The following is a 26,168-nucleotide window of genomic DNA, read 5'->3' on the forward strand; positions in this document are numbered from 1 at the left end:
CCTTTGTTCCGCATTGTATTGACGTTCTGAACGAAATTTCGTGCCCCACCGCACCCGCTCGAAAGGGAACTCACCGCTGGGACCCTGCGTTGGCCAAGTGTACTTCTTCAGCCGCCGGGGGCCGTCAAGAAAGTCGAGCTACTGACGCCGGCCTGCCTCCTTCCAGGATGTGGCATCCGCACTTTTGTCAGGGAGCATCGATGATCGAAGCTGACGACCTCGCAAGCGCGCCCGATGAAATCAGCGCGGCCCAGTGGCGTCAGATCGTCAATGGCGCGACTGATACGGCCATCATCAGCGCCGATGAACGCGGACTCGTTACCAGCTGGAATACCGGCGCGAGCCGGATCCTTGGCTGGAGCGAACCCGAAATGCTCGGCAAGTCCTTGGACCGGATCTTTGCCGCAGACGCTGGCCAAGCGCAGTTGCGCAAAGAAATGGAAGATGCGACCGCGCACGGTAGGGGCGGCGGCCAGGAAGGCTGGCGCCTCCGCAAAGACGGGAGCCGTTTCTGGGCGGTGGGCGAACTGAGCCCGATCCGCGAGGGCGGAAAGATCGTCGGTTTCGTCAAGATCCTGCGCGACCGCACGATCCAGCGGGAGGCCGAGGAGATGATCCGTGAAGAGCGGCATTCGCTCGAAGTGCTCAATCGCGCCGGATCGGCCCTCGCCCTCGAGACTGATCTCCAGCGCCTGGTGCAAATCGTAACGGATGCGGGCGTCGAACTCAGCGGTGCCGAGTTTGGGGCGTTTTTCTACAACCTCACCAACGAGGCCGGCGAAAGCTACATGCTCTACACGCTTTCGGGAGCGCCGCTGGAGGCATTTTCGAAGTTTCCGATGCCGCGAAATACCGAAGTGTTCGCGCCGACCTTCAACGGCGAGGGCATCGTGCGCTCCGACGATATCACCAAGGATCCCCGCTATGGCAAGAATGCGCCGCGTCGAGGCATGCCCGAAGGCCATCTGCCCGTCCGGAGCTATCTCGCCGTTCCCGTGATTTCGCGGACGGGGGATGTGATCGGAGGCCTGTTCTTTGGCCACGGCAAGCCTGGCGTCTTTTCGGAGCGCTCCGAGCGGGGCCTCTCGGGGCTCGCCGCCGAAGCGGCCGTGGCAATCGACAATGTCCGTCTTTCGCAGGCGTCGCACCGCGAAATCGCAGAACGCAAGCGCGCCCAGGAGGCGCTCGTCGAGTTGAATGCCACGCTGGAAAAGCAGGTGATCGAGCGCACCGAACAGCTTAAGCGCAACGAGGAGGCGCTGCGGCAGTCCCAAAGGATGGAAGCGGTCGGGCAGTTGACGGGTGGGGTCGCCCACGACTTCAACAACCTCCTCCAGGTGATCATGGGAAATCTCGACACGTTGCAGCGTAATGTTCCTTCGGATTCCGCGCATCTGCAGCGCGCCGTGCGTCACGCGATGAATGGCGCCCAACGGGCGGCCTCGCTTACCCAGCGCCTTCTCGCGTTCTCGCGCCGCCAGCCCCTCGATCCCAAGCCGATCGACGTGAACGTTCTGGTCAACGGCCTTTCCGAGATGGTCCATCGCACGCTCGGCGAGACGATCGCCGTGGAGACCGTGCTCGGCGCCGGGTTGTGGCGCGTGGAAGCCGACCCCAATGAGCTCGAGGCTGCCATCCTCAATCTCGCCGTCAACGCTCGCGATGCCATGCCAAATGGGGGAAGGCTAACACTTGAGACCGGTAACGCCCACATCGACGAAGCCTATGTCGCGGCACATAGGGAAGTGGTGGCGGGCCAGTACGTCGTCATATCGGTCACCGACACCGGCGTTGGCATGGACCGGCAGACCGTGGCGCAAGCGTTCGAGCCATTCTTCACGACGAAACCCGTCGGCAAAGGCACGGGACTTGGGCTGAGCCAAGTGTATGGCTTCGTCAAGCAGTCGGGCGGTCATGTGAAGATTTATTCGGAACTTGGGCAGGGCACCACCGTCAAAATTTACCTGCCTCGCCTGTTAGGCGACTCGTCGGATGACACCACACCTGACGAGACGCTCAATCCGGAGGCGACCCAGGAAGAGACCATTCTCGTCGTCGAGGATGACGCCGACGTCAGAGCCTACTCTGTCGACAGCCTCCGCGAGCTGGGCTATCGCGTGCTGGAGGCCCATGATGGGCCGGCGGCTCTGCGGATTCTAGACCGGCAACCCCGAGTGGATCTCCTGTTTACAGACGTGGTCCTTCCGGGCGGTATGACGGGCGCGCAGGTCGCCGCTCAAGCCAGAGCCATCCGCCCCTCCTTGAAGGTGCTGTTCACTACCGGATATGCCCGCAACTCGATCATTCATCACGGCCGGCTCGATAAGGGCGTGCAATTGATCGTCAAGCCCTTCAGCTTCAATGAACTGGCCGCCAAGGTACGCGACGTGATGGATCAAGTCGAAAACTGAGCGATGGGGCGCGCAGCAGAACGAGTTGGCTTTTCTGCCGTGACACGACAAGGATGATCATCGGCATCGAGCATTGGCCGTGGCGGCACCGATCGGGTCAAGTCAGCGCGGCGGCCGACGCTCGCGGGCGAGCCAGCCCACCGCATCTGACTTCACGGGGTCAACCTCGATCGTAACCTTTTCCGTCCCGCCGCAGGTAGAGCACTCGAACGTACGGTCCTCGAATCCCCGCTCGCCGGAAGAGATACGCGACAGCGCGAGCCCGTGCTTGCACACCGGGCACATCGGTCGATCGTTTAGGGACTCCATGCGGCTGGCCTCGAAGGCAACATCGCAGGCGCTGCGGAGGACGGTTCGACTCTTACGCCTGGAGGAGGCCGCCGCCTTTGGCTATCCTCGCGAGCGCTAGTTCTGAATAGCGGGCCGTGAGACCTTTGGCTATCCGCGACAGGCGCCGTAGTTCAACGGCGGGCGACGGTCCCTGCAGTTCAATGGGGCAGCACGATTATCGTTCCTTCGACCTGCCCCGGTCGCCGCTGAAACCGCCGACGTCCGCCGACGTTGCTTTCAGGGGGTGGGTCGCAACGAGATTGCTCCGATGCTGGGGGGCGTCGACATCGGTCCGCAACACAGCGGGTCAATTGTGCGGGAATCGGCGGGCGGCTGCATCAAGGAAAAGCCGGAATTGTCGCCCGCCCTGCGTCTGCAATTGGAGCGGCTCCCGAAAACCGAAGCCCCCTGACTCGGCCCCCTCGGCTCGCCGATCTGTGTTCACGCGGTAGCCGGCGCCCGCCCACCGTCGGTGATGCGATACTCGATATCTCCGGATGGAAGCGGTTCGGTTTCCACGTGACCGGGCTCCACGAGCCGCGCCGCGATTTCGTGGTCGAACGTCGGTGGGTTGACCAAGGATTCGCCGATGCGCTTCCTCAGAAAATCGCGCTCCAGATCGGTCAGCTCCATCTTCGCGCTCCTCTGCGATCTCTTCCGGCGCCGCTGCGGGACCCGGTCGGCGCAAGAAGGACTCGATTCCGGAACCCGGCGCGGTTCACCTGCAGTTCAGGCCGGAACGCCTAGTCTGCGATGGGGCGTTGCAGAAAGAGGGCCGTGATGGGTGCACCCGAGACTTTCGATGCCATGGCCATCGTCGTCGATTTGCTCGACGCGTGCCGGGACCGGCGAATGTCCGATCTGCTCGGCCTGTACGACGAAGACACCACCGTGGAATGCTGCGAAGGCGGGAGGTTCGAGGGCAGGCGGGCATTGCGTTCCTATTGGACGCTGAGGTTGGCGGATCAGCCTCCCGGCCCCTTCCAGATCGAGGCGATCGTGCCGGAAGACGGCGGCATCTACCTCGAGTACCGCGATGCAGGGGGACGGCTGTTCCGGACGCGTCTCCGCTTGAACACCGCCGGCAAGATCGTGCACTCGACCTGCAATCCGCTGGTCACCAACGATGAGGCGTTTACGGTTTGATGCCGTGACGACTGTCCGTTCGCGGCGGCCTAGGACCGATCGACATTCAGGATTCCCAAGCGGTTTGATCGCTGATTCATAGAGTTCCGTGATTCGAGACACGGAGCAGATGGTGGCGGCGAAACGATATGAGCTGACGGAGGCGCAATGGGCGAGGATTGCGCCACTGCTGCCGGGGAAAGCTGGCGACCCGGGACGTACGGCTGCGGACAATCGACTGTTCGTCAACGGATGTTTGTGGGTTTTGCGATCGGGCGCACACTGGAGCGACCTGCCGGAACGGTACGGCAAGTGGAAAACGGTCCATCAGCGCTTCAGCCGCTGGTGCCATGCCGGCGTCTGGGAGCGCGTGTTCGCTGCTCTGACCGCCGATCGCGACAACCAGTATCTGATGATCGACAGCACCATCGTTCGCGCCCACCAGCAGGCGACGAGCGGAAAAGGGGGGCCAAAGATCAGGCGCTGGGGCGTTCCCGAGGTGGACTGACCACCAAGATCCACATGCTGGCTGATGCGCTCGGCCGTCCGCTCCGCTTCATCGTCACGGCTGGGCAAGTTAATGACATCACCCAGGCGCCCGCACTGCTCCACGGCCAGAGCGGCGATGCCGTGCTCGCCGACAAGGCCTATGACAGCAACGCCCTGCGTGCGATCATCGCGGAAATCGGCGCAACGGCGGTGATCCCGTCAAACCGCACCCGCAGGATCATCATTCCGCACGACGCCGACGCATACAAACAGCGCAACCGCATCGAGCGCTGCTTTTGCCAGCTCAAACACTTCCGACGCTTGGCAACCCGTTATGATAGGGGATCTGACAACTTTACCGGCTTCATCCATCTCGCTGCCGCAATGATCTGGATGCAATGAATGTCGATCGGTCCTAAGCCGACCGCTCCAGCTGCCGCCGTTGTCGATGCGCCGTCGCCCCTCGCGTCTGCTCGGTCGCTGTGCCGGGATCGCGCTTTCGAGCAGGCGTGGCGGAGGGCGGTCAGTGCATCGGGCTGCGGCGGCGCGGATACAGCTGAGACCTCCGGCGCGACCGGCTGGGGGGCCGACGATTCCGCAACACTGAGGATCTCGCGGCCGGCGTCGGTCAGCTGCCAGCCCGTTTCGTCCCGCAGCACCAAGCGCTGCCCGAGGTCCAGGTCCGGCACGCGGGCCGCGAGACCGTGATACCCGAGCCAGCCCCGATCCTTCGGGTACTCCAAGCCAGCCCAATACTCAGCCGGCGGCGCCTTGTCCTGGTAGAGCATCGGATAGTTGATCTCTTCGATGCAGATCCGGCCATCCTGGATCGGCTCGAAGGCGCGTGCTCCATGATCCTGCGCGCGGCTTTTTCGGATTCGGAGTAGGGGCGGTCGCCAACGTGTTTCATTGCTATGAATTTAGAGAGTCACAAACGGCCGCAGCAACCTTTGGGGCCAAGAGGCTGTCGCTGGGGCCGCTGTCTCGGCCGGTTCGCTCCGGCCGACTCGCGAATGAAACCGTGTCAGCTTTACACGAGCAGAGCAATTGCAACGATTGCGAAAGGGCAAAGGCCAAAGAGGACATGCCTACGCGGACGAATGTTTCGGCCATGGCACACCCCGACAGTGCAGCATTTGTCACATAGCTTAAGCCCGGGCGTCTCTCGCTGAAAGCGCAATTTATGCCGGATGCACGTAGCCCGAATAGGCTATAAAACCGCGCGTCCAAAGCGCTCCTCGCAGACGCTAGGACTTATTGTTTTAATGTCTTGGGTTCAAATGGGTTCAAATCGGCGGAGAGCCGCCGACTCAGCCCCAAGGGGCTGCATGGAACTTCCGCTGCCAAAGCCACTAATAGCGAGCCAGATTGGCAGGTCCCCTACCTACGAGATGCTTGTCGATTGTCCGTTTCGCTGCAGCGATCGCTTCCTGGGTACGTTGATAGGTAATTGTTCTGATCGTTTGTGCGCCAGCGATCGGCGTCGCTTCCACCAAGAACCCGCCGCCGGGTTGCTCGATAATCACCAATCGGTGCGCTAGATATTCAAGTTCGTCCGTCACGTTGGTGATCTCGTTCTGGATTTCGGAACAAGCGGGTAAGGCCCGGAATGTTCCAAATGTCGAGGTTGGTCTTCCGGGCGCAGCAAGCTCTGCGTTGGTGTCAGCGCTCTCACAACTCGATGGCGGCCGCTCCGGCTTTAGGTGGTTTGTCTGACCAGGGCGCGACGCCGCCCGCTTAAAATACACACGGGCCGTTGGCTCTAGCCCCAGGATGTAAAGTGCAAAATCCTGACGAGTTGATGACTGCGGGACCGAAAAAGGCAGATTCTTTGAGGAGGCCCGCGACAGGCTGGGTATTACGGAGATTTGCGAGCAAATAACCTTGCTCGATCGACAGCTCCAACCATTGGCGAATAGAATTGACGAACTGCCCGTCACGTCGATCGGCGGACTGAAGGCAAAAGCACTCGTTGCATTCTGGCACGCCAGTCCGCTTTGTGCGGGCGATCACGAGGTTTACTTCCAAGACGAGGCTGCCTTTCAGAGGCTGTTCATTGCAGTTGCTGAGTTCTGTGGACTTGCGGGTAGTGTTCGGGCCACGGGCTATGCAATGCCCGAATGGCCGAACGTCGAGCAGCAAGATGAAGAGGACGAGGCGGTCTGAAACGGGCTAGCTCGCGCTGGTTCAAGAAAAAACGCCGCCGGTCTCAAAAATGCACGCCCGGCGGCGTTTCCTTCCTGAACTGGGACGCTGAAATTCCCAGCACTAAGCAAACTGCAGGGGCTGTGCCACGGGCCAATGACGCATCAAGTGCGCGTGATATGTGAGGCCGTTCACACGCGATCATCGCGAGTCGGCCTAACGCATCCATGGGTGGCAACTCGGTGTCGGAGAATCATGATGCCGTTTTTCAGCAGCCAAAGCTTGCCGTCAGCAGCCGCCGCTTCAATGCTCAGTATTCTCGTCGTGGCAGCGCTCGCCTTTTCGGCTGTTGGTTATGTGGAGTGGTCATCGGGCGTTAATCTGACCCATTTCATGGGCCGGACTGCCGCGGATGCCTCAACGCCGGTTCTACCGCTCAAGGGGCGAACAGGTTGCGAGCAGGGCAATAGGCCGCTGCCCGCGCTTTCTCTGCCGCTCGAATGACGCTGACCTTAAGCGACAGCGCCCAATGTCCCTAGGAGACTAAACCGCCAGACGGGCAGGCAGGGCCTCATCGCCTGCTGGCGACGTGCATCGGCGAGTTTGTGCCTGGCTCGGGCGCCCCCATAGTTGCCCATATGGCAATGCCTATGGCCAGCGCTAACAGCACGGTCTTTGTAGCAATCTTGTCGCCAGACATCTTGAGACGCCTCTCATGCGTCAGCGCGGTAAATCTCAAAAACTACGCCGCCGGGCCCGAAATGGTTTGTCCCGGCGGCGCCCTGTCATTCCCAGCGCTAGGGCCCTGAAATTCCCAACGTCACTTGCTTAGCAGGTACCCGGAGTGACTTCTGTTGCCTAACTCACACAAAGTCCAAAAGAGGAGCCGACGCTCAGGGCCGGTGCGCCAGCTCCTCCGAAACGTGACCGTGCTGCGTCCCCAACGGTCCCGTCCCTCAGAGAAGCCTGCGCCGATCACGTTGCTGATTTGCTAACGGCTCGGGAACAAGTGGGAATGCGAAGAGTCAATTCGTTGCTCCCGCGATCAGGTGCCCCCCCGACCGGGAGTTCAGTGGCGACCCCGGTGCCCCCAGCGCCGGGGTCGCTTGTATGCGTCCCCCCGAGGCCCTCGGCAAGTGCGCTGCGACGTCGAGTGCAATTCAGGCTGCCGCGGATGTACCGGCATTCTGCCTGAACCGAGGTGGCTCTTGCTCACCGGCGCCCGCGCCCCAGCAGACGACACGACGGCCTCAGCGATCCCCAAGCTGGGGCCGTTTTCGCGTTTTGTGTGTAGAATTGGCCGCGGGCGCGGAAGACACGCCATCGGGGCCCGGGCTGTTGCGGCGAACAGGGAGGCGATTGGGGAGCGTTTGCCGTCGACCAGATGGGCTTACAGGCACCTGCGGGATTGCTTGCCATCCACACCAACATGCCCGCCACCGTTCCAGCCGACGTCGACAAGGCCCTCAAGGCCGGCAACCCACCGCCGTCCAGTCTCTCCGCAGAGGAACGACGCGCCTATGAACAGCTGGTCAGCACTCTGGCGCGAACATGCTCACCGGAGGTCACCCATGAAAAGATTGGAGGCGATGCGTCAGTTTTCGGCGTAGCTCGAGTGGTAGGCTTTAGCCCACGAGCGATGGGAGTGCTATGATCACAATTGTCAATTTGGGATTGGAGGACGTTTGATTAGTGCTCGACCAAACGCGCCGATCATTGCTGCGGCCTCATGATCTCCACGATCATCGAGAATGCGATGAAGCGTCCTCGCACTTTCTTGGAATACGGGCAAAAGCGATGGGTCACGTTCGCACAAGACACCTGCGATACACAGTGCAAGGGCCTCCACACCCATCTTCGCTTGAGCTAACGGATCTGCTGCCATCTTTTCCTGCCTCCATCGACAGTTTTAATCGTACACTGAGCGGTCCCGGGCTCAGTTTTTGTGACGACGCTCGCTCCTGGAGGCGATCAAGCCCTTTAATTCCTCGACAAGACGCCGCCTGATGAAGTTGCGTTCGGCGTCAGTCAGTTGAGTGTCCAACAGCCTTCGGTATCGCCGTACATTTGCTTCGCGAGTCCACCGAGCATCCGCGTGGGATACTCTCAACGGCCGATGCCGCCGCGTCGCAGAATGCCGTGCGCAGGCCGGCTTGCTCAACCGAGGCAGCTGCATTGCCATTCCGCCGCGCGGCGGCGGATCATCCTCGTTGTCCAGCCGCTTCAGGGCCGCGAGGATGTCGGCAAGGCGCAACCGATGCGGAATGCCGAGCACCTCCCGAAGAGCCGGCTGGGATTCGATGACGTACATATCCGATGCCCAGGACGATAGGATGACCCGCTTCTCGTCTGTCGAGAGCCGCGCGTCATTCAATACATCGCCAGGTGAATTATAGTGAGATACTGGATGGAAAATCGGCTCATTGAGGTTGGCATTACGATTGGCTTGGCTCATGGCGTGTCTCCTGTTTCTCCTTTCGTCCAGAGACGCGTTGCTAAAGACTTGAATATAGAGGTCGGCGACGGTCATACGCCGCCGACCTCTGACGTTAGTTGCTGTTGATCGCGATACGCTTGACGTTCGACCTTGACTGCTCGGACCTCGGCAGCGTCACGGTGAGGACGCCGTTCTTGAAGTCGGCCTTCGCCTTATCTTCCTCGACGCCATCAAGCGGAATCTGGCGCTCGAAAGAGCCGTAGTATCGCTCGCTGACGAACTTGGAATCGTCGCTGCGTTCGGCTTTCCTTTCACCCCGGATTGACAGGATGCCATTGGCGATTTCAACCTGGACATCCTTTTCGCTGAGGCCTGGAAGCTCGGCGGAAACCGTAACCTCCTTATCGGTTTCATTCAGTTCAAGGCGTGGCCAACTAAACTGGCCCTCCATCAACGGAGCGTTGATGCGACCGAATGAGCCGAAGCCGCGAAAGGCGTCATCGAACAGACGGTTCATCTCACGGTGAAGCGTGAGAAACGGATCGAATGCCTCTCGTCCGGTTGAGAGTTCTTGCCCTTTGCCCCAGGGAACGAGATCCCGAATACCCATGATATCCTCCTTAACTTGACATGCAGCTGGTCAGCGCACGGACGGTTACCGTCCGTGCGTGTTTTGGCCCAATAGGAAGCGGGCTCAGGCCGCCTTCTGCGTGATTTGTCCGCCAGGAGCGCCACTTCCGATGGCAATACGCCGAGGCTTCATGGCCTCGGGGATTTCGCGCACGAGCTCGATCCGCAGCAGACCGTTCTCGACCATTGCCGACTTGACCTGCACGTAGTCGGCGAGGTTGAACTGTCGCTTGAACGGACGCGCCGAGATACCCTGATAGAGGTATTCGTGCTGGTCCTTGTCGCCCTTGCGGCCTTCCACGGTCAGCACGTTCTGCTCAGCCGTCACCGAAATCTCGTCCTGGTTGAAGCCGGCCAGTGCGACCGAGATCTGGTAGCGGTCCTCTCCGAGCCGCTCGATATTGTAGGGCGGGTAGTTGTCTTCGGACCGATGCTGGGTTTCGTCGAGCAGATCGATGAGGCGGTCGAATCCAATACTCGAACGCCACAGGGGAGTGAAATCGTATGTCCTCATAGCCAAGTCCTCCAGAGAGCAAGATGGATACGAAGGAGCGCAAGACGATCGGTGCAAGACACCTGTCCGGCGCCCTGGTTGCTTTGCCGAGCCCAACCTGGCGCCCGGCACCGCCCGTAAAGCGGCAAAAATCCAATTAGAAAAACGGCGATCAGTTTCAAGAGCGTTCGCAAAAATTTTTTGGCTTGGTTTTAGTCGGGTTATTCCGGCCCGCGCACCGGAACCGAGTTCGGGCAGTTGGCTCGCGAGGCACGCCCGCCATCTGCGCCGGGTCGGGAGACCGCTCAATGCTGAACCTCGCGCGAGACCGGAGAGGTTTGCACTTTGTCCCCGGGCGTGCCAGTCCCATTGCGGTATTTCCATTTGCTCTGGAGCCGGCTGCCGTGCAAAGGCTCACCACGAAGGCACGCGTCATGTGAGATCCGTTGCGCAGCCGGCGCGGAAGCCTAGCTTGCAACTGGCCTGTCAGAATCTCAGCCGGCCAATCCGGGCAATTCGCTCCGCAGGCCAGTCATAATGAAGTGCACGCCTATCGCCGCTACAATGAGCGCCATGGTGCGGGTCATAACGTTGATCCCGGTTTTTCCCAGGAACCGCTCGATCGCCGCCGCCGTCCAGAGTGTCAATCCGATCAGGAATGTTGCGATGATTGACGCCGCAGCAAGCAGCGCCTTCGCAAGCCAGCCAGGATTATCATTGGAAAGGGTGATCATGATGCCGACTTCGGCTGGTCCGACGAGCAAAGGGAATGCAAACGGTGTTATCGCCATTCCATGGATATCTACTTCGCTGCTGTCAACTCCGCTGGTTGATTGCAAGAATTTCCCATACTGTGCCTGAAACATCTCGAGCGCGATGACCAGTGCAAGCAACCCGCCTGCGATACGAAAGTCATCGAGACCGACATTGAAAAAGCCGAGGATCTGCTTGCCGAGGACCGCGGCTCCCACAAAGAAAACCGCAACCGCCGTGCATGCCAAGACGATGATACGATGGATATTTGCGCTTCGCGCCTGCCGCGTGATCGCAAGAAAGACTGGAATGGCTCCGACCGGACTCGTCAGCGCATAGAGCAGCATCGTGATTCCGACGAACTGATTCCAAAGCATAGTCGTAGCCCACCTCTGACAGCTGAACGCCGCCGCCCTCAATCCTTTTCGATGGTAATTTGTGACTCAGCTGCGAGGCCAGCCAGTGAACTCACTATTGTACGACGCAAAACGTCATCTGAAATGTCGGCGGATTTACACACGATAATGCGTGGCGCCTCGCTACGACCGGCCCAGACCAAGCTGTATTTGTGAATCAAACCGCCCGACTTGATGCTTTCAAGGGCCTCGGTAAGTAAATCGTGAAGCTGTGCCGTCATGATGGAGCCCGCAGTTAGGTGCCCGACGTCTCCAATTCAGTCATTTCCAATTCGCAACATCGCGCGAGCGAGCTCGAGCTCACTGATTGCCTGGCGCAATGCCGGCGGGCCGCACTCTTGTCGCCGTTCGCACAGGCTGCGCTCAATTCAGTAAGGTGTCGACGCGCCGTCTCCGCGTGCGCCACAAGATCCGCAGCCCCTGCAAAGCTGGATCCCCGTTTCGGGTCCATGGTCAAATTGTCTCCGAGGACCTTTCGGCAAGCTGAAGCTTGCCCACAACAGACGATAGGAGCAGAGTCAGCCATTTCAAGGGTTCTTGGCGATGGTCGCAGCCCGGAAGGCTTGTGATTGTAGAGCCGCTCAGATTTCGGTCAGCACGGTTGTCGCTGGAAGCTTGATCGAACCGACCGGTCCATGGGACAAGGGGATCTTGGAACATCCCGGTTGCTGGCCACCTTGTGTCGGTTGCCAATCGCAATGGCACGGCCGTCGCGCCCGTGCCATACGAGTACGCCGAGCATCTTGTGCTCGGCATCGTGAGGTTCAGCGAGTAGGACCTTCTCCACGGAGCGCCTATGACGGTCCATGGTAAGCGGCAAGCTGAGGCCGTCAGGCGGCGTGGTTCCATGGCATAAGCGCGTCGAGTTCGCTGTTCGGCCAACCGTTGGCGATACGCTGAAGTGTTACGGCGAGCCAGGCGAACGGATCGACGTTGTTCATCTTCGCCGTCTGCAGCAGTGTCGCGATCGTCGCCCAAGTTCGTCCCCCGCCGTCGATGATCGTCCCTTCAACGCATCCCGTCGGGACATATTCTAAAGGGTCGACTGCCGGAATCTGACGTCAACATGGTGATCGACTCCGCGCGCCGGCTCAGCGATCTCCCGCTCTACATCGACGATACATCCTCGCTTTCCGTAGGCGAGGTGAGCGCCAGAACCAGAAGTCTCGCCGAGCGGGCGCAGCGGGAAGGGCGCCGGCTGGGCTTCATCGTCATCGACTATCTGAAGTACCTGAAAGCGTCATCCTAATATCGCGGCCAGCGTCACTATGCGGTGGTCTGAAGTCGCTGGCCAAGGAGCTGAAAATCGTCGTCATCCTGCTCGTGCAGCTCAATCGAGAAGTCGAGAAACGAGATGACAAGCGGCCACAGCTTTCCGATCTGCGTGAGAGCGGCGACATTGAGGCCGACGCCGATACGGTGCTGTTTCTCTTCGGGGAGGAATATTACCTGTCCAAGCTCGAGCCGAAGCCGGGCATACCCGAGCACATGGAGTGGCAGACGAAGATCGAAAGCTGCCACAACCGCCTCGAAATCATCGTTGCGAAGCAGCGAAGCGGGCCCACTGACTCGTCAGGGGTATTCTGTGACCCCGCAGCATCAGCTATGCGCTCGACTTGGTCGCGACGATCACGCGCTGCAGGCATCGTCGGCGACCAAGCTGGCGGTGCGCTGCCCTCTGGGTGCCGAACCGCGCGATCGCGACCAACATCTCCAAGCCGGTGCAATGCGACATGATGCCGATCAAGCGGGCAGGTGGGTGGTACGAGGCGCCGGGCGCGACGATGGACCGGGCGGTTGATCTCGCTGCGTTCAGGATACATCCCGGCGCGACGATGCTTTGGCATGATGATCTTCTGCGGAGATGGCGAGATCAGGCAGCGTGACAAATGCATAGCGAAAGTGTCATTAGGAGACGAATGAGTATTTTGAACCGTTTGAGTATTTTTGAATGAAAACAATTATTTACGCGTGTAACGTGGGATATAGAAGCCCGCCGCTGCCCCTAGTATTTATTCCTCATCACCGCACGGCTTTGGGTATCTATCGGTGATGAGATCGCCGTCACCGCGCTCCCGCCTTCTTGCAACGGAAAGGAGTGCGCTGTGGTCATCAAGCGTCGCAATCGAACGAAACATACCAAGACATTCGAAGAGAGATTGGCCGAGGAGGCTGCTCGCTTCAGGGTCGCTGCTGCGCAGCTCCCGCCCGGCACTCAGCGCGAGCTATATCTCCGCCGAGCGCGTCAGGCCGAAACGGCAGCCCATATCAACGAGTGGCTGACGTCGCCAGGGCTACAGCCGCCTAAGGCGCTCGAGGACGTACACATGAGGAAGTAACATGACCCCCAGAGAACGCCGTGACATGCCGTGGATTATTGGAGCTGCCACTTTGGTTTTTGTCCTGTCGATCGTCGTTGGCGGCATGACGTACTTCCGGTAAGACAGCCGGCCTTGTGGAGTGAGATCCCCAGTGGATTGACTTTTGCAGTCGTAGCCAATATTCGCCCGCAAATCAGCTTGAGTGAATAGATGCGCCCGGCGGCTCCCGTCCGGGCGTCTCTCGTTTCACGCAGCTTTCGCGGTCGATCGGTTTGATCTTTTCCAGGTCGCTGCCAAGTTCTTGTTCGGCCATCTGCACGTCATAGGCATTCTGCAGGTTCAGCCAAAGCTGAGCAGAGGTTTTCAGCGCCTTGGACAGGCGAAGAGCAGTGTCCGCGGTAATCGAGGTCTCCTCGTTCGCAATACGCTCAATCCTGGTACGGGGAACGCCGCAAACCTTGGCGAGCGCACCGGCCGAAATGTTGAGCGGGATGAGAAATTCCTCGCGTAGCACCTCACCGGGGTGCATTGGGGGCAGTTTCTTTGCCATATGACCTCCTTGGTCTGGCTAGTGGTAGTCAACGAACTCGACCTCCTTTGGACCTTCAGCGGTCCAGGTGAAGTAAATGCGGAACTTATATTGCCCCTTGCGGTCGCCTTCAGGGCTTCAAGGTGATTGCCGGGAGGGGCCAAAAGGTCGTGTAGGTTCACAGCTGCGTTCAGATACTGGAGCTTACGGCGAGCTAGCTTGAGCAGATCGGCCGGAAAGCCTTTTGGCTTTGCCGTTGAAGGCTGCTTCGGTCAGTTCGTCCTTGAAGCACTTGATCATGATCGGAGTGTATCATGCGGTGATACGCCTCGCAAGAGGTTTGTATCATAATATGATACGTTCTTGTAGATCCGCAAGTTTTCCGATGCGGAATCCTCCTACCGAATAGGTGGAGCCGCGGGATTACCACGCCGCTCTGGAGTGCGCTTGAGGCCGGGTGTCGGCGCGCGATCGGGATTTGGCATCGTCGAGCCGGCAAGGATGACGTTTGCCTGCACTGGGCGGCCGCGTCGGCATTCGAGCGGCCCGCAGGGGCGCAAAGCGATCTTTTCATTCGGTTCAAGCACGGGGCGACCTGGCAGGTCGTCGGCTCGGATAGCTATAACTCGTCGGTCGGGTCTCCTCCAGCCGGTGTGACGTTCTCCGAATGGGCGCTTGCGAACCCAGCAGCGTATGCGTACCGCGCCCTGATCCTCGTCGAGAATAGCGGCTGCGCGCTGTTCATCACGTCGCGCGGACGCAACCACGCCAAGTCGATGCTGGAATACGGCGCGCGGGAGCTCGGACTGGTTCGCGCAGGCTCTGACTGCCTCTCGTCTCAAGTCGCTATTTTAACCGGTCGCGGATGGTGATTCCCACTACTGTTCATCGTGCCAGCAGGCTTCTGGTTTGCCGCTGTATGCGTCTATTCAGTCCTTTGGTGTAAGGCACGCGCCTTTCCACAGTCGTGGACGATTGCGGCGCTTCCCTCCCCACTGGATCAATGGATGGGAGCCATCGTTGGCTCGCTGTTCATCGCCAAAGTTGGCGGCGAAATTGTCGCGCGGCTTAAGCGGTAGGGCAATGCGAAGTGGACTTGGCACAGGAGCTATTGAAACTCGGCCCTGCGGGCCTGATCTGCGTCATTTTTGTGTACTCGCTAAGGATATCCGACTCCAGCTGCTCGAAAACCAGCTGATCGAAAGCTATGACGAGCGCGTGTTGGCTGCCGATCGCCTCGCCGAAGCCATTCACAGCACGCGTACCGCGTTGGAAGCCCTGACCTCAGAGATACGGGCAAAGCGATGAACCAGATCATCAATCAGTTTCGACGCATCTTCGCCGACGACGGGCGCGGGGACAAAGATTTCACCCAGCAGGAAGAGCGGTTTGAAGAAGGCTCAGGATGAGCTGAAGGAAGCATCCGCTTCATTGGCGCGAGCCGCTAACCATCTCGCCGACTTCATCAAAGCCAGGATGTGATGGAGTTCCAGCCTTCATGATCGTTCTCTCGGTTCTCACCATCGCCATCGCGTTCCAGGAGTGGCGCGAGTGGCGAAAGAATCCGCCTGATCTTCTGGACAGGCGGTAGCTCGGCCTGATGCTTCACGCCTGTTTCCCTCCCTAGACTTTCCCAGCGCCCTTTCGTTCACGCCGGGATGTTGAGGAAGTTACGATCTTGCCCCCGGGTGTGATTCTGATGCTGTGCCCATTAGGGCAGCTGAGATCGGATATCGTCCGGGACGCGAAGGCAAGCGTTGCTGCCGAAAGGATCAACGCTAGCTCGCGACAAATCGGGCACAGATACTTTTTGTCTGTAGGCGGTATTGGCGACGCCATCGGGCTCTCCGCCAAAACACTGCCGGGGAAAACGCAGGTTAGGATTGCGGGTTCCCGTGCTGGCTCTCCTCTTGCGGGAAAGGATCGTGCGTTTTGCGGTCGAGGAAGGTGTCGGGCGGAGTTAGTTTTTAATAGTTCAGCCGCCTTTGCAATGAGTTCGCGGACGAATGCGGTCTGCTTGGATATTTGGGCGGCTTCATCGTGAACCCGATGAACAGGTTGGATTGGCATGGCTGTGCTCCTTGGCTTTGCAGGCGGGAGCGCTCTCGGTCTCTCAGCCACCGACGCCTACGAGCAGAGCCTTGGCCGGTGATAACTCATCAACGGCGCTGGAGCGATTTGCTCAATAGTGAACATAAGCTGGCGCCTAATCGGCGTCGGGCTCTTCTTTGTGCCTCGCCACAGCTTCATTAACTTTGTGGCGGTCGAGCCGATCTTCGGGGGAGAGCATCGAGACAGGGCGCCAGATGCTAACGTTGATCTCCAAGTTTGAATTACGTAGCTTCGTGGCCCACTCCCACCCATCGATCAAATGCGTCTTTGGTCCACGGCTCCGGCGATATTTGCCGGGTGCGTCCGGTTCTTGATCTTCCCCTGCCTGGATATGGTTCGGGCCGGCGCTGCCTAGCGCCGGTTCACCCGGCTGCCATTATGATCGCGCGCGGACTTGGGACTTTTAGCGCATGGAGATAATCGGCGCTGAACTCGGCCACCGTTTCAAGCTCCTCGCGCCGAAGCACGTAGGCGATTTGTCCGCGCCAATCGAGCAATCCCATCTTTCTCAGTTCCTGAACTGTGCGATTGACATGGACGGTTGAGAGGCCACAGGCATCCGCAAGGTCTTGCTGCGTTAAAGGAAGACGGAAGGTGTCGTTGTCGAGCAAACCCACCATCTCAAAACGGGTGGCAAGCTCGCAGAACAGATGCGCGACTCTTGGCAGCGCCGCCCTTGAGCCCAGGTTTTCGACCCATTCTCGGTAGATCGCTGCATGGATAAGGGTCTCTCGCCAAAATGCGTTTGTCAGCCCCGGAGATTCCTTCAACATCCGCCGGAGATGCGAATGGGATATGAAGGCCACAGTCGAGGTCCCCTCGCTGCAGAGATCGTGATCCAAAACGGGCAGATGCAGCGTATGGAGATCAGGTACGTCCCCCGGTACGTAGATGGACGATATTTGATTGCGTTCGGAAACAACCCTTCGACGCGACAGCATTCCAGTCATCACGACGGCACAATGCACGGGCACGTCGCCTTGCCGTGCGACGCGGTCGCCGTCTCTAAATGTTTTGATGATGTGAGGCATCTGCTGGAGCCGGACCTTGTCTTGCTCGGACAGCTCAACGACGGACAGCAAACGCGCGATTAGCTTGACATGCGGCATCAGACACTCCCTCCCCTTCGCAGGCGGGAGCACGAGAGTGTCTCTCAGTCACCAGCGCCCACAGAAAAGGCCTTGGCCGATGATGCACAAGCAACGCGGGAAAGGGAACTAAGTTCCCGCGCTGACTGAACCATCAGGTGCGTGTTCGCCCTGCGAGAAAGTAGGATTTCTTGCTGTAACAAATCGATACAGAAAGTGCGCTCCCGCCGGGCGCGAGATTCACCTCGGTTATTTCGGGAACCCAACTTTGCCAAGATCCTCAATGGCATGGGGCAGGTGATTTTCATTTCGTATTTTTACAGCCCTAAAATGACGACCGCTGCATCCTGGCGGACAGCGGTTCGGCAATCAGTCTAGGCCCCAGCCAATCCCCTCGCTGGGGCCTTTTTTTGGAACAGGGGGCGGCCGGCGCGGTTCTAGTCTCGCTTTGATGAGGAGTGGGACGAGCCCTCGGCCTCAGTGCTCTTCCCGGGCGTGCAGTTTGAGGTTAGCTCATTTTCTTGCGGCTGATCGCGAAGGAAAAGCGGACCGTCATAACGGGGCCGCTGTCGTCCCGGACCTCGATCTCCATTTGCTCAGCGTCGCTACCGCTGAGGGTCGCTACGGCATCATGGGCCATGCCTCCTAAAGATCGCGCAGCCTCGTCCTGTGCCGCGTCCAGATCCCGAAGATCGAGGCCTTCCTCGTCAGGGGTTGTTCCGTTGCCATCCTTTAAATCGAAGTAATACCGAGGCATTGAGCGCGCCCATTCATTTCCTAACATTTCAAAGCGAAATTCGGAGGCGCGTTCCTAGTGGCCCCGCTTTTTGAAATGCGGGCGGCCTGTTGGGGAGCACAGGAACAGGTCCATTGGCGGGTCGCACTGCCCCCCGCGGCATTCGAACAACGACGGAAGCCGAGCTCCAGCGACGCCCCCGCGCTGGGGCTACTTCTCTAGGCCATCACGCGAACGGGTCTTTGCATGGCTGAAGTATCCTCACGAACGTCCCGCTCTCGTGGTACTCATGCCAGCCATGGTTCTTGGCGTACTTCGGGCCGGCCCAATACTACAGCTGCAGCACTCGGCGGCCGGCCGCTTGCCGGCCTTGCCGCATTTCATGCAGCGGAGGCGCCCGGCGAGGTCATGCAAGTGGGTGGTCGGCACGTGTCGCAGTGCGGCCAGGTCAACCGCGCGCGGCGCCTTGCACCGCGAGCATTTGATCTCGAGCCACGGATAGCCGGCGTTGACCGCCTGGTCGATCGAGGGCGACGGGTCGACCGGGCCGCCGTCGGCCCACATCTTTTCGTTCCGGCTCTGGCAGCGCAGATCGTCGGCCTCTCGGATGAGCGCTTCGCCGACGGCGCGCTTCTCGGCCGATCGCGTGGCGAGTATCGTCGTCACCCCGGGGGCGCGCCAGCTCCTTGGTGAGTGCCTTGCGGTCGCCACCGGAGAGTGGGGCAGGGTGGTGTTTTGGGCCCATCGCATATGATCGCGCCGAATCCTGCGCGAGAGAAGCCGCTAAACCTTGGGGGCGCGAGCGATCGCCGATGGTTAACAGGCGAGCGTAGCCATACGCTCATGGCTTCTTCCAATTGATGTCGGCGCCGGTGGCGCCGCGGCGACCTGGCCCGATTGATCTAGATCAATATTTGACGGTTGTGTCGCTGCGAACGTACCACCGCTTCAGATGTTCGATTGTCATATCGACCAACGAAGGTGTTAAGCCGCGCTCCTCCCCTGCTGAATTCGGCGCTAGGAAGCCGCCGAGAGATTCCTGGGCGGCGCTCGTAACTTTGAAATTCGTTCACCGCGAGTAGTCCATGCACGACGTTGGTGTTGCGGCAGGCGTACCTTTGTCGGATGGGCCCAGTGAGAGGGATGGCCGGCTACCCGAAGATATTCAACATAGAGATGGATCCACACGAAGACCTCAACGTCTTTGGGTTGTTTCCCTTCGCCAGTGAACCGGCGCTTAAAGTCGTTGAAGAGTATCTATTATCGGTCAAGCAATTCCCGAACCCGCCTGCGCCGAATGTTACACAGTTCCAAACTGCAGGACGCAAGGAGTAGCACATTTCTTCGCTATGTCTGTGCTGATGGCCCGTAGCGGAAGTGAGGCGACAGGCTGGGCATTCGCAAGCAGGACCTTGCGCGCGTCGCCGGCGCGTAGGATTACGGGGTGAGCTATGAAGCAAAGAAGACCGGCAAGTCGGCAGCGTCGCGGGCCAGCAACTCCCCTTGAAGGGTCCATCGAATTCCGAGGAAGTCGCCGTCTCGCCATATGAGCTGACAAGCTCGGGACGACGCGAAATTGCCAAAGGAGATATGAAAGCTTGTCGGAATGACGGTGGCTCCGGGTAGGCGCAGACTCGCACCGCTGTTCGTGGCATCGCGGACCACGCATGGCATTGATCTCCCTCTCATGGAGAAGGACACCAGCGCACTTCGGTTGATCACGGAACGCTTGATGCGGCGACGTTCAACCCTCTGCTCTTGAAGAAAGATGTCATCCATCGATACCCCAGCGTTGCTGCGTTCTTGAGTGGCTGCGAGAGCAATTACGCGCAAAATTGCACGACACAAATCCAAGTTATATGGGATCCCCATCCGAGCGGCGTGGCGCAAAGGTAGTAGCGCTCCGCAGCATTTGCGGTTCGCGGCGCAAGTACTGGCTTCTACTAATACCCCCGCCGGGTCTGGTCCGACGGGGGTTGGGAAAGATGGTGCGAGGCGAGATTATGTGTGTCGCTCCAAGGACCCACCTGCATGACAGCGTAGCAGGGAAACAGCTCTTAGTCGTCCCAGGTTCGTCCGCTGCAGCCTTTGCATTCAAACATGCGAACATGTCGGCCATTGTGCACGTTCAGCATTGTCCGGATCAGTTCGGCCTGCTTGCCGCAGCGGCACAGCTTAGTTGCAATCGTTTCGATCCCTTCAATTTTCTGCCGTAGGATACCCATCGGACTTCCCCTGCGAAAGGTGATGAAAATGCTCTAAGTTACAAAGTGTGCACCAGTTCCTACCGGGAAGACAGTACAACGCGAAAATTTCCCGTTATCGGCTTCATAAGGGTAAGGAGCTGGCTTACATCGGCGGCACCGGCTGGTCGCAGACTGCGTGCAGCCATCCGAAAGCAGCTCCATACAGTCGTGAGCTCGAAGTCAAAGCTCACCAAGTCGATTAGGAAGCTTAACGCTACATGGCTTGAGCTGCCGTTCGTCGCCGAGATCGACTATCGCGATGTCACGGCAAAGAGCTGCTACGAGTAAGTTCGTTCAAGGCAGGAACGCATGTTGCTCCCGCTCGTTGAGGGTTAGAAGAAATCCGATGAAGCCGTAGCTGCGCGTGCCTACCAGCTCTGGGAAAAGGCCGGCAAACCGGAAGGACGAGACGAAGATTTTTGGCACTTAGCCGAGCAAGAGCTGATCAACGAGGATAAAGGCTCTCCACTTCGTACCCCCGACACGTTGTGACCAACCTGAATTGTTCCATTCGTCACGGTCTTGGCTGGGTTTGCGAGAGCCATCCGCTCCTCGCCTGGACCGGCGAACCCCTCGGCTGCACGCGCGGTGCCGGTATGCTCTGCGGATGCAACAGATCCGCAAATATCAATGCAGAGATCGAGCAGCCGGATGTGAGTGAGCTACTCAATGAGACCCCTCCCAATATGAGTTAGCGTCGGTATAGGGCATGGCCTATGACGGGTGGGACGGAGAAAGTAGTCTCCAGATAGCACCGGGCGTTCCAGTCGAAATGCGTTTCCTAGTTTGGACCGTTGTCACCGAGGAACGTATGTTACTTCAAGCCATTTACGGACATGCATTATCGAAGGTGGACCCCCGAGGAAATTGAACGACTTAAAGCGATGATCGCCGCTCGGGCTAGTGCGAACCGCATCGCAGTCGCGCTGAGACGACCAGTTAACTCCGTTCTTGAACGTGCGCGCATCCTTGGCATGTCTCTTCCAACAATCACAGAAGAGCGGCGGCGGGTGAGGAATTTGCTCAAGCAAGACAATTCTCGTCATCGTTGAGGAGCTGTGGATTTGTGCAATTCCCTCGGTCCGGGTAGGACCTGTCGCGGTCCAACTTCATCTTCATCGTCGAATTCCATCGCGCCTTTGCGCAGCGTAGATGTGAGGGGTGTGAATCTGGCTTTCGGCCGGCCGGTGGCTATCAGCGCATCAGCGACGTCGGCTGTTGAGAAGGCAGCGGCGGCCCCAAAAGGACAGCCGCCCCGATTTGAAGCCTGCAAGCGCCGCGGCGGCTTCGTCCGCGAGATCTTCATTCTCGATCCGACAAAGGACGGTAGAAAGCGATCTGCGCCCGAAGAACGTTCTTCCGGGAGATGAGCCGAAGCAACGCGCCTGGGGAGCTATGGGGCCAGAATGGTTCCCAGCGAATGCCGTAATCCCACGGTGTCGCCTCGGTTGGCGTAAAAGCCGGTTTCAGCTAGTAGAGTAAGGGCGCATCTCAGAGACCGGTTCAATAATGACGACTGTGCAACCGAACTTCCGCTCACCAAAAGCTCTGATGGCCGGCGCACACGATGCGTGGCATCGATCATTTGAGCATTCCCCTGTACCTATGCTTCTGCTCACGCCGGATCTGAAGATTGTTAACGCCAACGAGGCCTATCTCGGCAGCGTCTCCCGCTCGCGAGATACGTTAGCCGGTTTGGATATGTTCGACGCCTTCCCTGACAATCCACACCTGACATTTGCCGACGGCGTTGCAAATCTAGCCGAGTCCTTTGGCAAAGTTCTTCACGAAAAACGCGGTCAGGTGATGCGCATGCAACGATATGACATCCAGCCTGAAGGACGCCCTTGGCAGGTCCGTTATTGGCACCCTAAGAACTGGCCGGTTCTCGATGACAATGGCGCGATCGTTGCGGTAGTCCATCATGTCACCGATGCAACGACTTCTGTTCTGGCCAGAAGGGCTGAGAAAGCGGGTTCTCCTCCTTTGTCGTCAGAGGCGCTCTTGCGCTCTGCTGACAGGGCGATTCTTGAAGCGCGCGAGGTTCTAAGGGAAACTCACGAGAAAATCTTGGTATCTCGCGCTTTGATCGAGGAGAGGGTGTCGCTCTCAATTCTCAAGCCCAATGTAAAAGCGCCACCTAATAGTTCGTGCACGGAAGGCATCGCGAAGATGCATGACGTTTCGGAACTGCCGCTCCTCCAATCGGCTTTGAGCGAGGCATTGGTTATTACCGGCCAAGAGCTCGGCAACATTCAACTGCTCGACTGGAAGACGGGCCATCTGGAGATCATGGCTCAGCAGGGCTTTTCTGAAGAGTTTCTCAGTGTAACGATCAGGGATGGGTGTGCTTGCGGTCGTGCGTTGTTCAATCGGCAGCCCGTCATTCTCGATGACGTCACAATGGACCTTTGATTTCTGCCTTTTCGGGACATCGCCGGACGCGCCGGTTTTAAAGCCGTACAGTCAACGCCGCTCATGACCCACTCGGGCGCCCTAGTGGGTATACTCTCAACCCACGGCCAACATACTCCGAGTGAGGACCAGCTGGGTCTGATCAGGAGCTTAGCCATGCGAACAGCTGGCAGCATACTCCGTGGTCGCGCGGCGAAATCCGCATTCCCCGATTTGGATGACCTCGCCTTGCGCCAGCGGCTGTCGAAATAGCAAAGCACGGCTGTCCTCCGTCTTTAGATGCTTGGGGCCGACTCAAGTCGTGACCCCGTTTCATCATCTACCGGGGGACAGCCACCATCATCACCCCGTGTTCGGAGCAGGGCCCATCGGAGAGCGCAGCGCTTTGACTAGCATCTTGATCACCGCTATGCCCTGAGATTTTCTTTGTGGCCAAAGGAAATCAGGCTGGCGAAGGGGGTTATATGTGCGAGGCAATCTGGAGGAGAATGCTCATGAGGACATGCATTATCGCGCTTGCAGCCGCAGTCATCGCGGCGACGCCGATGACGGTCAAACAAGCCGCGGCCCAGAGCCAACAAAGCGAAGCTGACAAGGGCGTTAAGACACGCAATTCCGGTGAATCTGGCTACGTCGGCGAGCAGGAAAAGCCAGGCATGGCCGCTACGCCGCCTGGCCGGCCGGCCACTAGCTCAACCGGCGCCACGAATTCTCCGAGCGCGCAGAATTCAGGAACCGGCATTAGCGGCGCCCCCGGAAACAAGAACGGCCCCGCGCCGGGCCAGGGCACAGTCGGTTCAAACCCTCAAAATCAGCACGTGCGACAGCAGGATCCCTCAAACATCAAAGGCCTGCCAGGAAATAAGAGCGGCCCGCCCGCGAAGCGCTAACGATCGATGCATCGGTGCGCCGGCCTGACGAGGCTTATTAGGATGTCAGGCCCGCGGCCGTGCGGAAGGCGCGGCGATCACATTGAGATCGTGACGTGAGAGGCGTTTGCGCGCTTTGGGTTGCATCGCAATTTCAGGTGTGAATTGCGATTTCGCAAAAGGATTCATCGCGCGTCGCCGCGTCGAGGCGGTCACGTTAGCGGCCGCTAAATCCAGTAAGCAAATTCTGTATTCATTCCGCCTTTATCGAGTTTCGTAATTGGAACGCCGCTTTCGGCAATCGGTTAACCGCCGTTCGCCGGATGCTGCTGTGTCCGGCGCTGCCCTAAGGAACAAGGAGACTGATCATGGCAAGTGCGGCAGACCGCGAGCCCCGGCACCATACGCAGAAGATGCAAAAGGCGCTCCAAGACATCCGGAACCACCTGCGCGATGACATCCAGAAGGTCGACGATCCGCAGTTGAAGGCGATGTTCGAGACGTCCGCCGAGGTCCTAGGCGGGCTTGAGAAGGCCTTCAATGATTACGAAAAGAAAAACGAGAAGGCTTGGCGCTGAGCACCTCCGCGGCGGTTTGACTTTTAGTGAAGCCAGAGCCCGCCTGTCCGAAGGCCGAGGCCGCTGGTTCGAGTCCAGCAGGGAAAGCCAAATTCTTGTGTCCAAGTGGCGATTTTGAAAAGCAATTGGGGACGTAGCTCAGCGGCGAGAGCAGCTGTTTTGCAGTAAGCATCCGGTGAGGACCGCGTAGCGCTCACTCAGGCAGCCTGATTGGCTTGCTTGTTCTGGCCGCGCCAATTCCAGGGCAGGAGTTCGTCGAGCCGTTGGACCGGATGTGCAGCGATGCGCGCCAGGACGTCGGCGAGCCAAGCTTGTGGATCGAGGTCGTTCATCTTGGCCGTTACGATCAGGCCGTACCTCATCGCGGCACGATCGCCACCGCGGTCGGAGCCACAGAACAGCCACGACTTCCGCCCGAGGGCAATGCCGCGCAGGGCTCGTTCGGCGGCGTTGTTCGACAGGCAGATGCGTCGGTCCTCAAGGATGCGGGTGAACGCACTCCAGCGCTTGAGTATGTAGTCCATCGCCTTAGCGACATCGTTCCGCCGTGAGAGCTTGGCACGCTGCTCACGCATCCAGTTTTCCAAATTGGCGATCAGCGGTGCGCTGAGCTCATGGCGGACGGCCCGGCGCCGTTGGGGTGTCTCGCCGTTGATGCCTCGCCAGCGCCCATCTCAGCCACTGCGTGTTTGCTTCGGACGGTGAACGTGGCAGAAACCGGTTCGCCTGATGTCGAGAAAAACCGCCAAAATGCCAGCGGCCGCCGCCGGCGCGGGTGGCGGCCGGCTGATGAAACCCGGCATAAGTCGCATGCGGCAGCCGCGCATCGGCAGCGTCCGCCTCGGCGCGGCTCCTGATCGGCACGACCCTCGCCTGGTATGCGATGCTTTTGGTTTTCGTCGAGTCAGGACCATGCCAGTGGCGCCGGCCCGCCTGGTGCTGGTCGGCACGTTGGCTTGAACGTCAGCTTAACCATTTCCCGCCCAAAACGCCCAAAAGGAAAGGACCGGTGGCTTACCGCTTCAGGATAACCGGAAGGCGAACCAAGGAGCTGGCGCGCGCCCGGGCGGCGACCACGATCCTTGCCACCCGAGCGGCCCAGAAGCGCGCCGCAGGCGAGGCTGCAATGGCGCCATGGTGGCGCTCGAAGCCGCTCGCCACCGGAAACAATGTCGGTATGGTCGCGATGATCGACCCGCCGACGGTCAATGCCGTCCGGCGACCCGAGCGACTGTCAAGCTGATGAAGCCGATCGTCTCGCGCAGGATTTTTGATGGCGCCATATCTTCTGGCATCGCTCGAGGTCTCCGCGGCGTTTTACTCCGCCGAACACGAGGGCCGCAATTGGCGGCATCTCTGTTCAAGTGTCCAAGTGCCTTGGGGGCTGCATGACTGTCGGTGCGAAGCTGCTGGTTGATCACCTGGGGCAAAGAATCGACGCGCTAGCTGATCGCGTGCCTTTCATAAGAATCCACCGTCTATGACACTTTTCGCGCCGTCGACCGGTTTTTGCGGAGCTGTGCTTAGGGGCCATATGGCCAGATCATCGCGCTGAATCGGATCCGCGATCACGCCGCGGGCGAAAGCTTTCTGATCGGCCTGTCGAGCGCTTCTCCACCAAAGGTCGAAGATTTCGGGGAAAATTGGAAACTTTCGCCATCGCGCTGAGTTGGCAGCGACTGGATGCGGTCGCTTGGAGCGTGAGGATGGTCGACGAAGTCACGGTGAGAAGGGCGGCAGAGACGGCCTGGATCGTATACCGGGCGGCGCACCCTGACGTTGACGTTCACGACAGCCGCCGCTGCCTGCTCGAGCGCTATTTGCACAGGAGACGGGAAGAGCGAGAGAGCGATGCCGAAGGTCTCGCCAGCTTCGGGATAGCCTACTTGCACCAGCCTCCCGAAGACGAAGGTTGACGGGCGTGAAGATGTTCGTCGCGCGGATGGTCTGCGAAAGCACAAAGCCCAGTTGGACGCTGCTGGCGATTTCATACCTCAGTTCCGCGGTCGTTGTGATTGCCATGCAGTCCGTGGTCGGGGCCTAGC

General features: G+C 59.3%; 24 protein-coding genes and 7 pseudogenes. 15 read left to right on the forward strand and 16 right to left on the reverse strand.

Annotation, left to right across the window (positions count from 1 at the left end; translation table 11 throughout):
- Window positions 1–200 precede the first annotated feature (200 nt).
- Both QJT82_RS20675 and QJT82_RS20680 read left to right on the forward strand, forming a co-directional pair.
- Entirely contained in the window at window positions 201–2,411 is a 2,211-nt protein-coding gene (locus QJT82_RS20675) for an ATP-binding protein (RefSeq protein WP_028342763.1), read from the forward strand.
- A gap of 598 nt (window positions 2,412–3,009) precedes the next feature.
- Window positions 3,010–3,153 (forward strand): hypothetical protein, encoded by a 144-nt coding sequence (locus QJT82_RS20680; RefSeq protein WP_016844177.1) that lies wholly within the window; start codon window positions 3,010–3,012, stop codon window positions 3,151–3,153.
- 29 nt (window positions 3,154–3,182) lie between these two features.
- Here QJT82_RS20680 and QJT82_RS20685 read toward each other — a convergent pair whose 3' ends face one another.
- Window positions 3,183–3,374, reverse strand: coding sequence for a hypothetical protein (locus QJT82_RS20685; RefSeq protein ID WP_028342765.1), 192 nt, complete (start codon window positions 3,372–3,374; stop codon window positions 3,183–3,185).
- Window positions 3,375–3,521: 147 nt separating this feature from the next.
- Here QJT82_RS20685 and QJT82_RS20690 point away from each other — a divergent pair, with 147 nt between their 5' ends.
- Complete coding sequence (locus QJT82_RS20690) at window positions 3,522–3,887, forward strand: nuclear transport factor 2 family protein (protein ID WP_016844178.1); 366 nt, start codon at window positions 3,522–3,524, stop codon at window positions 3,885–3,887.
- 109 nt (window positions 3,888–3,996) lie between these two features.
- Window positions 3,997–4,757 (forward strand): annotated as a pseudogene (locus QJT82_RS20695) (IS5 family transposase).
- Between the two features lie 950 nt (window positions 4,758–5,707).
- Here QJT82_RS20695 and QJT82_RS20700 read toward each other — a convergent pair.
- A complete protein-coding gene (locus tag QJT82_RS20700) occupies window positions 5,708–5,917 on the reverse strand; it encodes a hypothetical protein (protein WP_155258650.1) in 210 nt (69 codons plus the stop codon).
- A gap of 322 nt (window positions 5,918–6,239) precedes the next feature.
- On the opposite strand from QJT82_RS20700, the gene QJT82_RS20705 reads away from it, so the two are divergent.
- From QJT82_RS20705 to QJT82_RS20715, 3 genes and pseudogenes are all read left to right on the forward strand, one after another.
- Window positions 6,240–6,521, forward strand: a complete 282-nt coding sequence (locus QJT82_RS20705; protein WP_018273514.1) for a hypothetical protein — start codon at window positions 6,240–6,242, stop codon at window positions 6,519–6,521.
- A 234-nt stretch (window positions 6,522–6,755) separates the two neighbouring features.
- Window positions 6,756–7,004: a hypothetical protein gene (locus QJT82_RS20710; protein ID WP_129965246.1), complete on the forward strand. Its 249-nt coding sequence runs from the start codon at window positions 6,756–6,758 to the stop codon at window positions 7,002–7,004.
- 844 nt (window positions 7,005–7,848) lie between these two features.
- A pseudogene (locus tag QJT82_RS20715) lies at window positions 7,849–8,034 on the forward strand (epoxide hydrolase); the annotation flags it as partial.
- Between the two features lie 402 nt (window positions 8,035–8,436).
- Here QJT82_RS20715 and QJT82_RS20720 read toward each other — a convergent pair.
- From QJT82_RS20720 to QJT82_RS20745, 6 genes and pseudogenes are all read right to left on the reverse strand, one after another.
- The gene (locus tag QJT82_RS20720; protein ID WP_259244604.1) at window positions 8,437–9,030 is read right to left on the reverse strand and encodes a hypothetical protein; all 594 of its coding nucleotides are present in this window, start codon (window positions 9,028–9,030) and stop codon (window positions 8,437–8,439) included.
- Between the two features lie 19 nt (window positions 9,031–9,049).
- A complete protein-coding gene (locus QJT82_RS20725; RefSeq protein WP_026193316.1) occupies window positions 9,050–9,547 on the reverse strand; it encodes an Hsp20/alpha crystallin family protein in 498 nt (165 codons plus the stop codon).
- Window positions 9,548–9,631: 84 nt separating this feature from the next.
- A complete protein-coding gene (locus tag QJT82_RS20730) occupies window positions 9,632–10,081 on the reverse strand; it encodes an Hsp20 family protein (protein ID WP_028344419.1) in 450 nt (149 codons plus the stop codon).
- A gap of 473 nt (window positions 10,082–10,554) precedes the next feature.
- Window positions 10,555–11,190, reverse strand: a complete 636-nt coding sequence (locus QJT82_RS20735; RefSeq protein WP_259244601.1) for a MarC family protein — start codon at window positions 11,188–11,190, stop codon at window positions 10,555–10,557.
- Between the two features lie 38 nt (window positions 11,191–11,228).
- On the reverse strand, window positions 11,229–11,450 hold the full coding sequence (locus tag QJT82_RS20740; protein WP_028344417.1) for a hypothetical protein: 222 nt from the start codon (window positions 11,448–11,450) through the stop codon (window positions 11,229–11,231).
- A 609-nt stretch (window positions 11,451–12,059) separates the two neighbouring features.
- Window positions 12,060–12,224: pseudogene (locus tag QJT82_RS20745) on the reverse strand (transposase domain-containing protein); the annotation flags it as partial.
- A 50-nt stretch (window positions 12,225–12,274) separates the two neighbouring features.
- On the opposite strand from QJT82_RS20745, the gene QJT82_RS20750 reads away from it, so the two are divergent.
- Window positions 12,275–12,478: a DnaB-like helicase C-terminal domain-containing protein gene (locus QJT82_RS20750; RefSeq protein ID WP_304494606.1), complete on the forward strand. Its 204-nt coding sequence runs from the start codon at window positions 12,275–12,277 to the stop codon at window positions 12,476–12,478.
- Between the two features lie 17 nt (window positions 12,479–12,495).
- Here QJT82_RS20750 and QJT82_RS20755 read toward each other — a convergent pair whose 3' ends face one another.
- The 6 genes and pseudogenes from QJT82_RS20755 to QJT82_RS20785 all read right to left on the reverse strand — a co-directional run bounded on the left by QJT82_RS20755 (window position 12,496) and on the right by QJT82_RS20785 (window position 18,760).
- Window positions 12,496–12,750 (reverse strand): hypothetical protein, encoded by a 255-nt coding sequence (locus QJT82_RS20755; RefSeq protein ID WP_028344416.1) that lies wholly within the window; start codon window positions 12,748–12,750, stop codon window positions 12,496–12,498.
- Between the two features lie 993 nt (window positions 12,751–13,743).
- A complete protein-coding gene (locus QJT82_RS20765; RefSeq protein ID WP_035633634.1) occupies window positions 13,744–14,100 on the reverse strand; it encodes a HigA family addiction module antitoxin in 357 nt (118 codons plus the stop codon).
- 18 nt (window positions 14,101–14,118) lie between these two features.
- Window positions 14,119–14,379: pseudogene (locus tag QJT82_RS20770) on the reverse strand (type II toxin-antitoxin system RelE/ParE family toxin).
- 2,174 nt (window positions 14,380–16,553) lie between these two features.
- Window positions 16,554–17,300 (reverse strand): Crp/Fnr family transcriptional regulator, encoded by a 747-nt coding sequence (locus tag QJT82_RS20775; RefSeq protein WP_041482691.1) that lies wholly within the window; start codon window positions 17,298–17,300, stop codon window positions 16,554–16,556.
- Window positions 17,301–17,787: 487 nt separating this feature from the next.
- Window positions 17,788–18,036, reverse strand: a complete 249-nt coding sequence (locus tag QJT82_RS20780; protein WP_028344055.1) for a hypothetical protein — start codon at window positions 18,034–18,036, stop codon at window positions 17,788–17,790.
- Window positions 18,037–18,276: 240 nt separating this feature from the next.
- Window positions 18,277–18,760 (reverse strand): annotated as a pseudogene (locus tag QJT82_RS20785) (hypothetical protein).
- A 398-nt stretch (window positions 18,761–19,158) separates the two neighbouring features.
- Here QJT82_RS20785 and QJT82_RS20790 point away from each other — a divergent pair.
- A complete protein-coding gene (locus tag QJT82_RS20790) occupies window positions 19,159–19,350 on the forward strand; it encodes a hypothetical protein (RefSeq protein WP_028344056.1) in 192 nt (63 codons plus the stop codon).
- Between the two features lie 114 nt (window positions 19,351–19,464).
- Here QJT82_RS20790 and QJT82_RS20795 read toward each other — a convergent pair whose 3' ends face one another.
- Window positions 19,465–19,794: a hypothetical protein gene (locus QJT82_RS20795; RefSeq protein ID WP_028344057.1), complete on the reverse strand. Its 330-nt coding sequence runs from the start codon at window positions 19,792–19,794 to the stop codon at window positions 19,465–19,467.
- Window positions 19,795–20,618: 824 nt separating this feature from the next.
- Here QJT82_RS20795 and QJT82_RS20800 point away from each other — a divergent pair.
- The 4 genes and pseudogenes from QJT82_RS20800 to QJT82_RS20815 all read left to right on the forward strand — a co-directional run.
- Window positions 20,619–20,753, forward strand: a pseudogene (locus QJT82_RS20800) (DUF2934 domain-containing protein); the annotation flags it as partial.
- A 1,017-nt stretch (window positions 20,754–21,770) separates the two neighbouring features.
- A complete protein-coding gene (locus QJT82_RS20805; protein WP_080686959.1) occupies window positions 21,771–22,676 on the forward strand; it encodes a PAS domain-containing protein in 906 nt (301 codons plus the stop codon).
- Window positions 22,677–23,332: 656 nt separating this feature from the next.
- Complete coding sequence (locus QJT82_RS20810) at window positions 23,333–23,566, forward strand: hypothetical protein (RefSeq protein WP_080686960.1); 234 nt, start codon at window positions 23,333–23,335, stop codon at window positions 23,564–23,566.
- 347 nt (window positions 23,567–23,913) lie between these two features.
- The gene (locus QJT82_RS20815; RefSeq protein ID WP_028344059.1) at window positions 23,914–24,123 is read left to right on the forward strand and encodes a hypothetical protein; all 210 of its coding nucleotides are present in this window, start codon (window positions 23,914–23,916) and stop codon (window positions 24,121–24,123) included.
- 197 nt (window positions 24,124–24,320) lie between these two features.
- On the opposite strand, the pseudogene QJT82_RS20820 reads toward QJT82_RS20815, so the two are convergent.
- Window positions 24,321–24,779: pseudogene (locus QJT82_RS20820) on the reverse strand (transposase); the annotation flags it as partial.
- Window positions 24,780–25,132: 353 nt separating this feature from the next.
- Here QJT82_RS20820 and QJT82_RS20825 point away from each other — a divergent pair.
- Entirely contained in the window at window positions 25,133–25,366 is a 234-nt protein-coding gene (locus QJT82_RS20825; RefSeq protein WP_028344060.1) for a hypothetical protein, read from the forward strand.
- Window positions 25,367–25,829: 463 nt separating this feature from the next.
- On the forward strand, window positions 25,830–26,039 hold the full coding sequence (locus tag QJT82_RS20830) for a hypothetical protein (protein WP_028344061.1): 210 nt from the start codon (window positions 25,830–25,832) through the stop codon (window positions 26,037–26,039).
- The last annotated feature ends 129 nt before the right edge of the window (window positions 26,040–26,168 follow it).

It is taken from the genome of Bradyrhizobium sp. Mp19, assembly GCF_029952935.1.
Taxonomy (GTDB): domain Bacteria; phylum Pseudomonadota; class Alphaproteobacteria; order Rhizobiales; family Xanthobacteraceae; genus Bradyrhizobium; species Bradyrhizobium elkanii.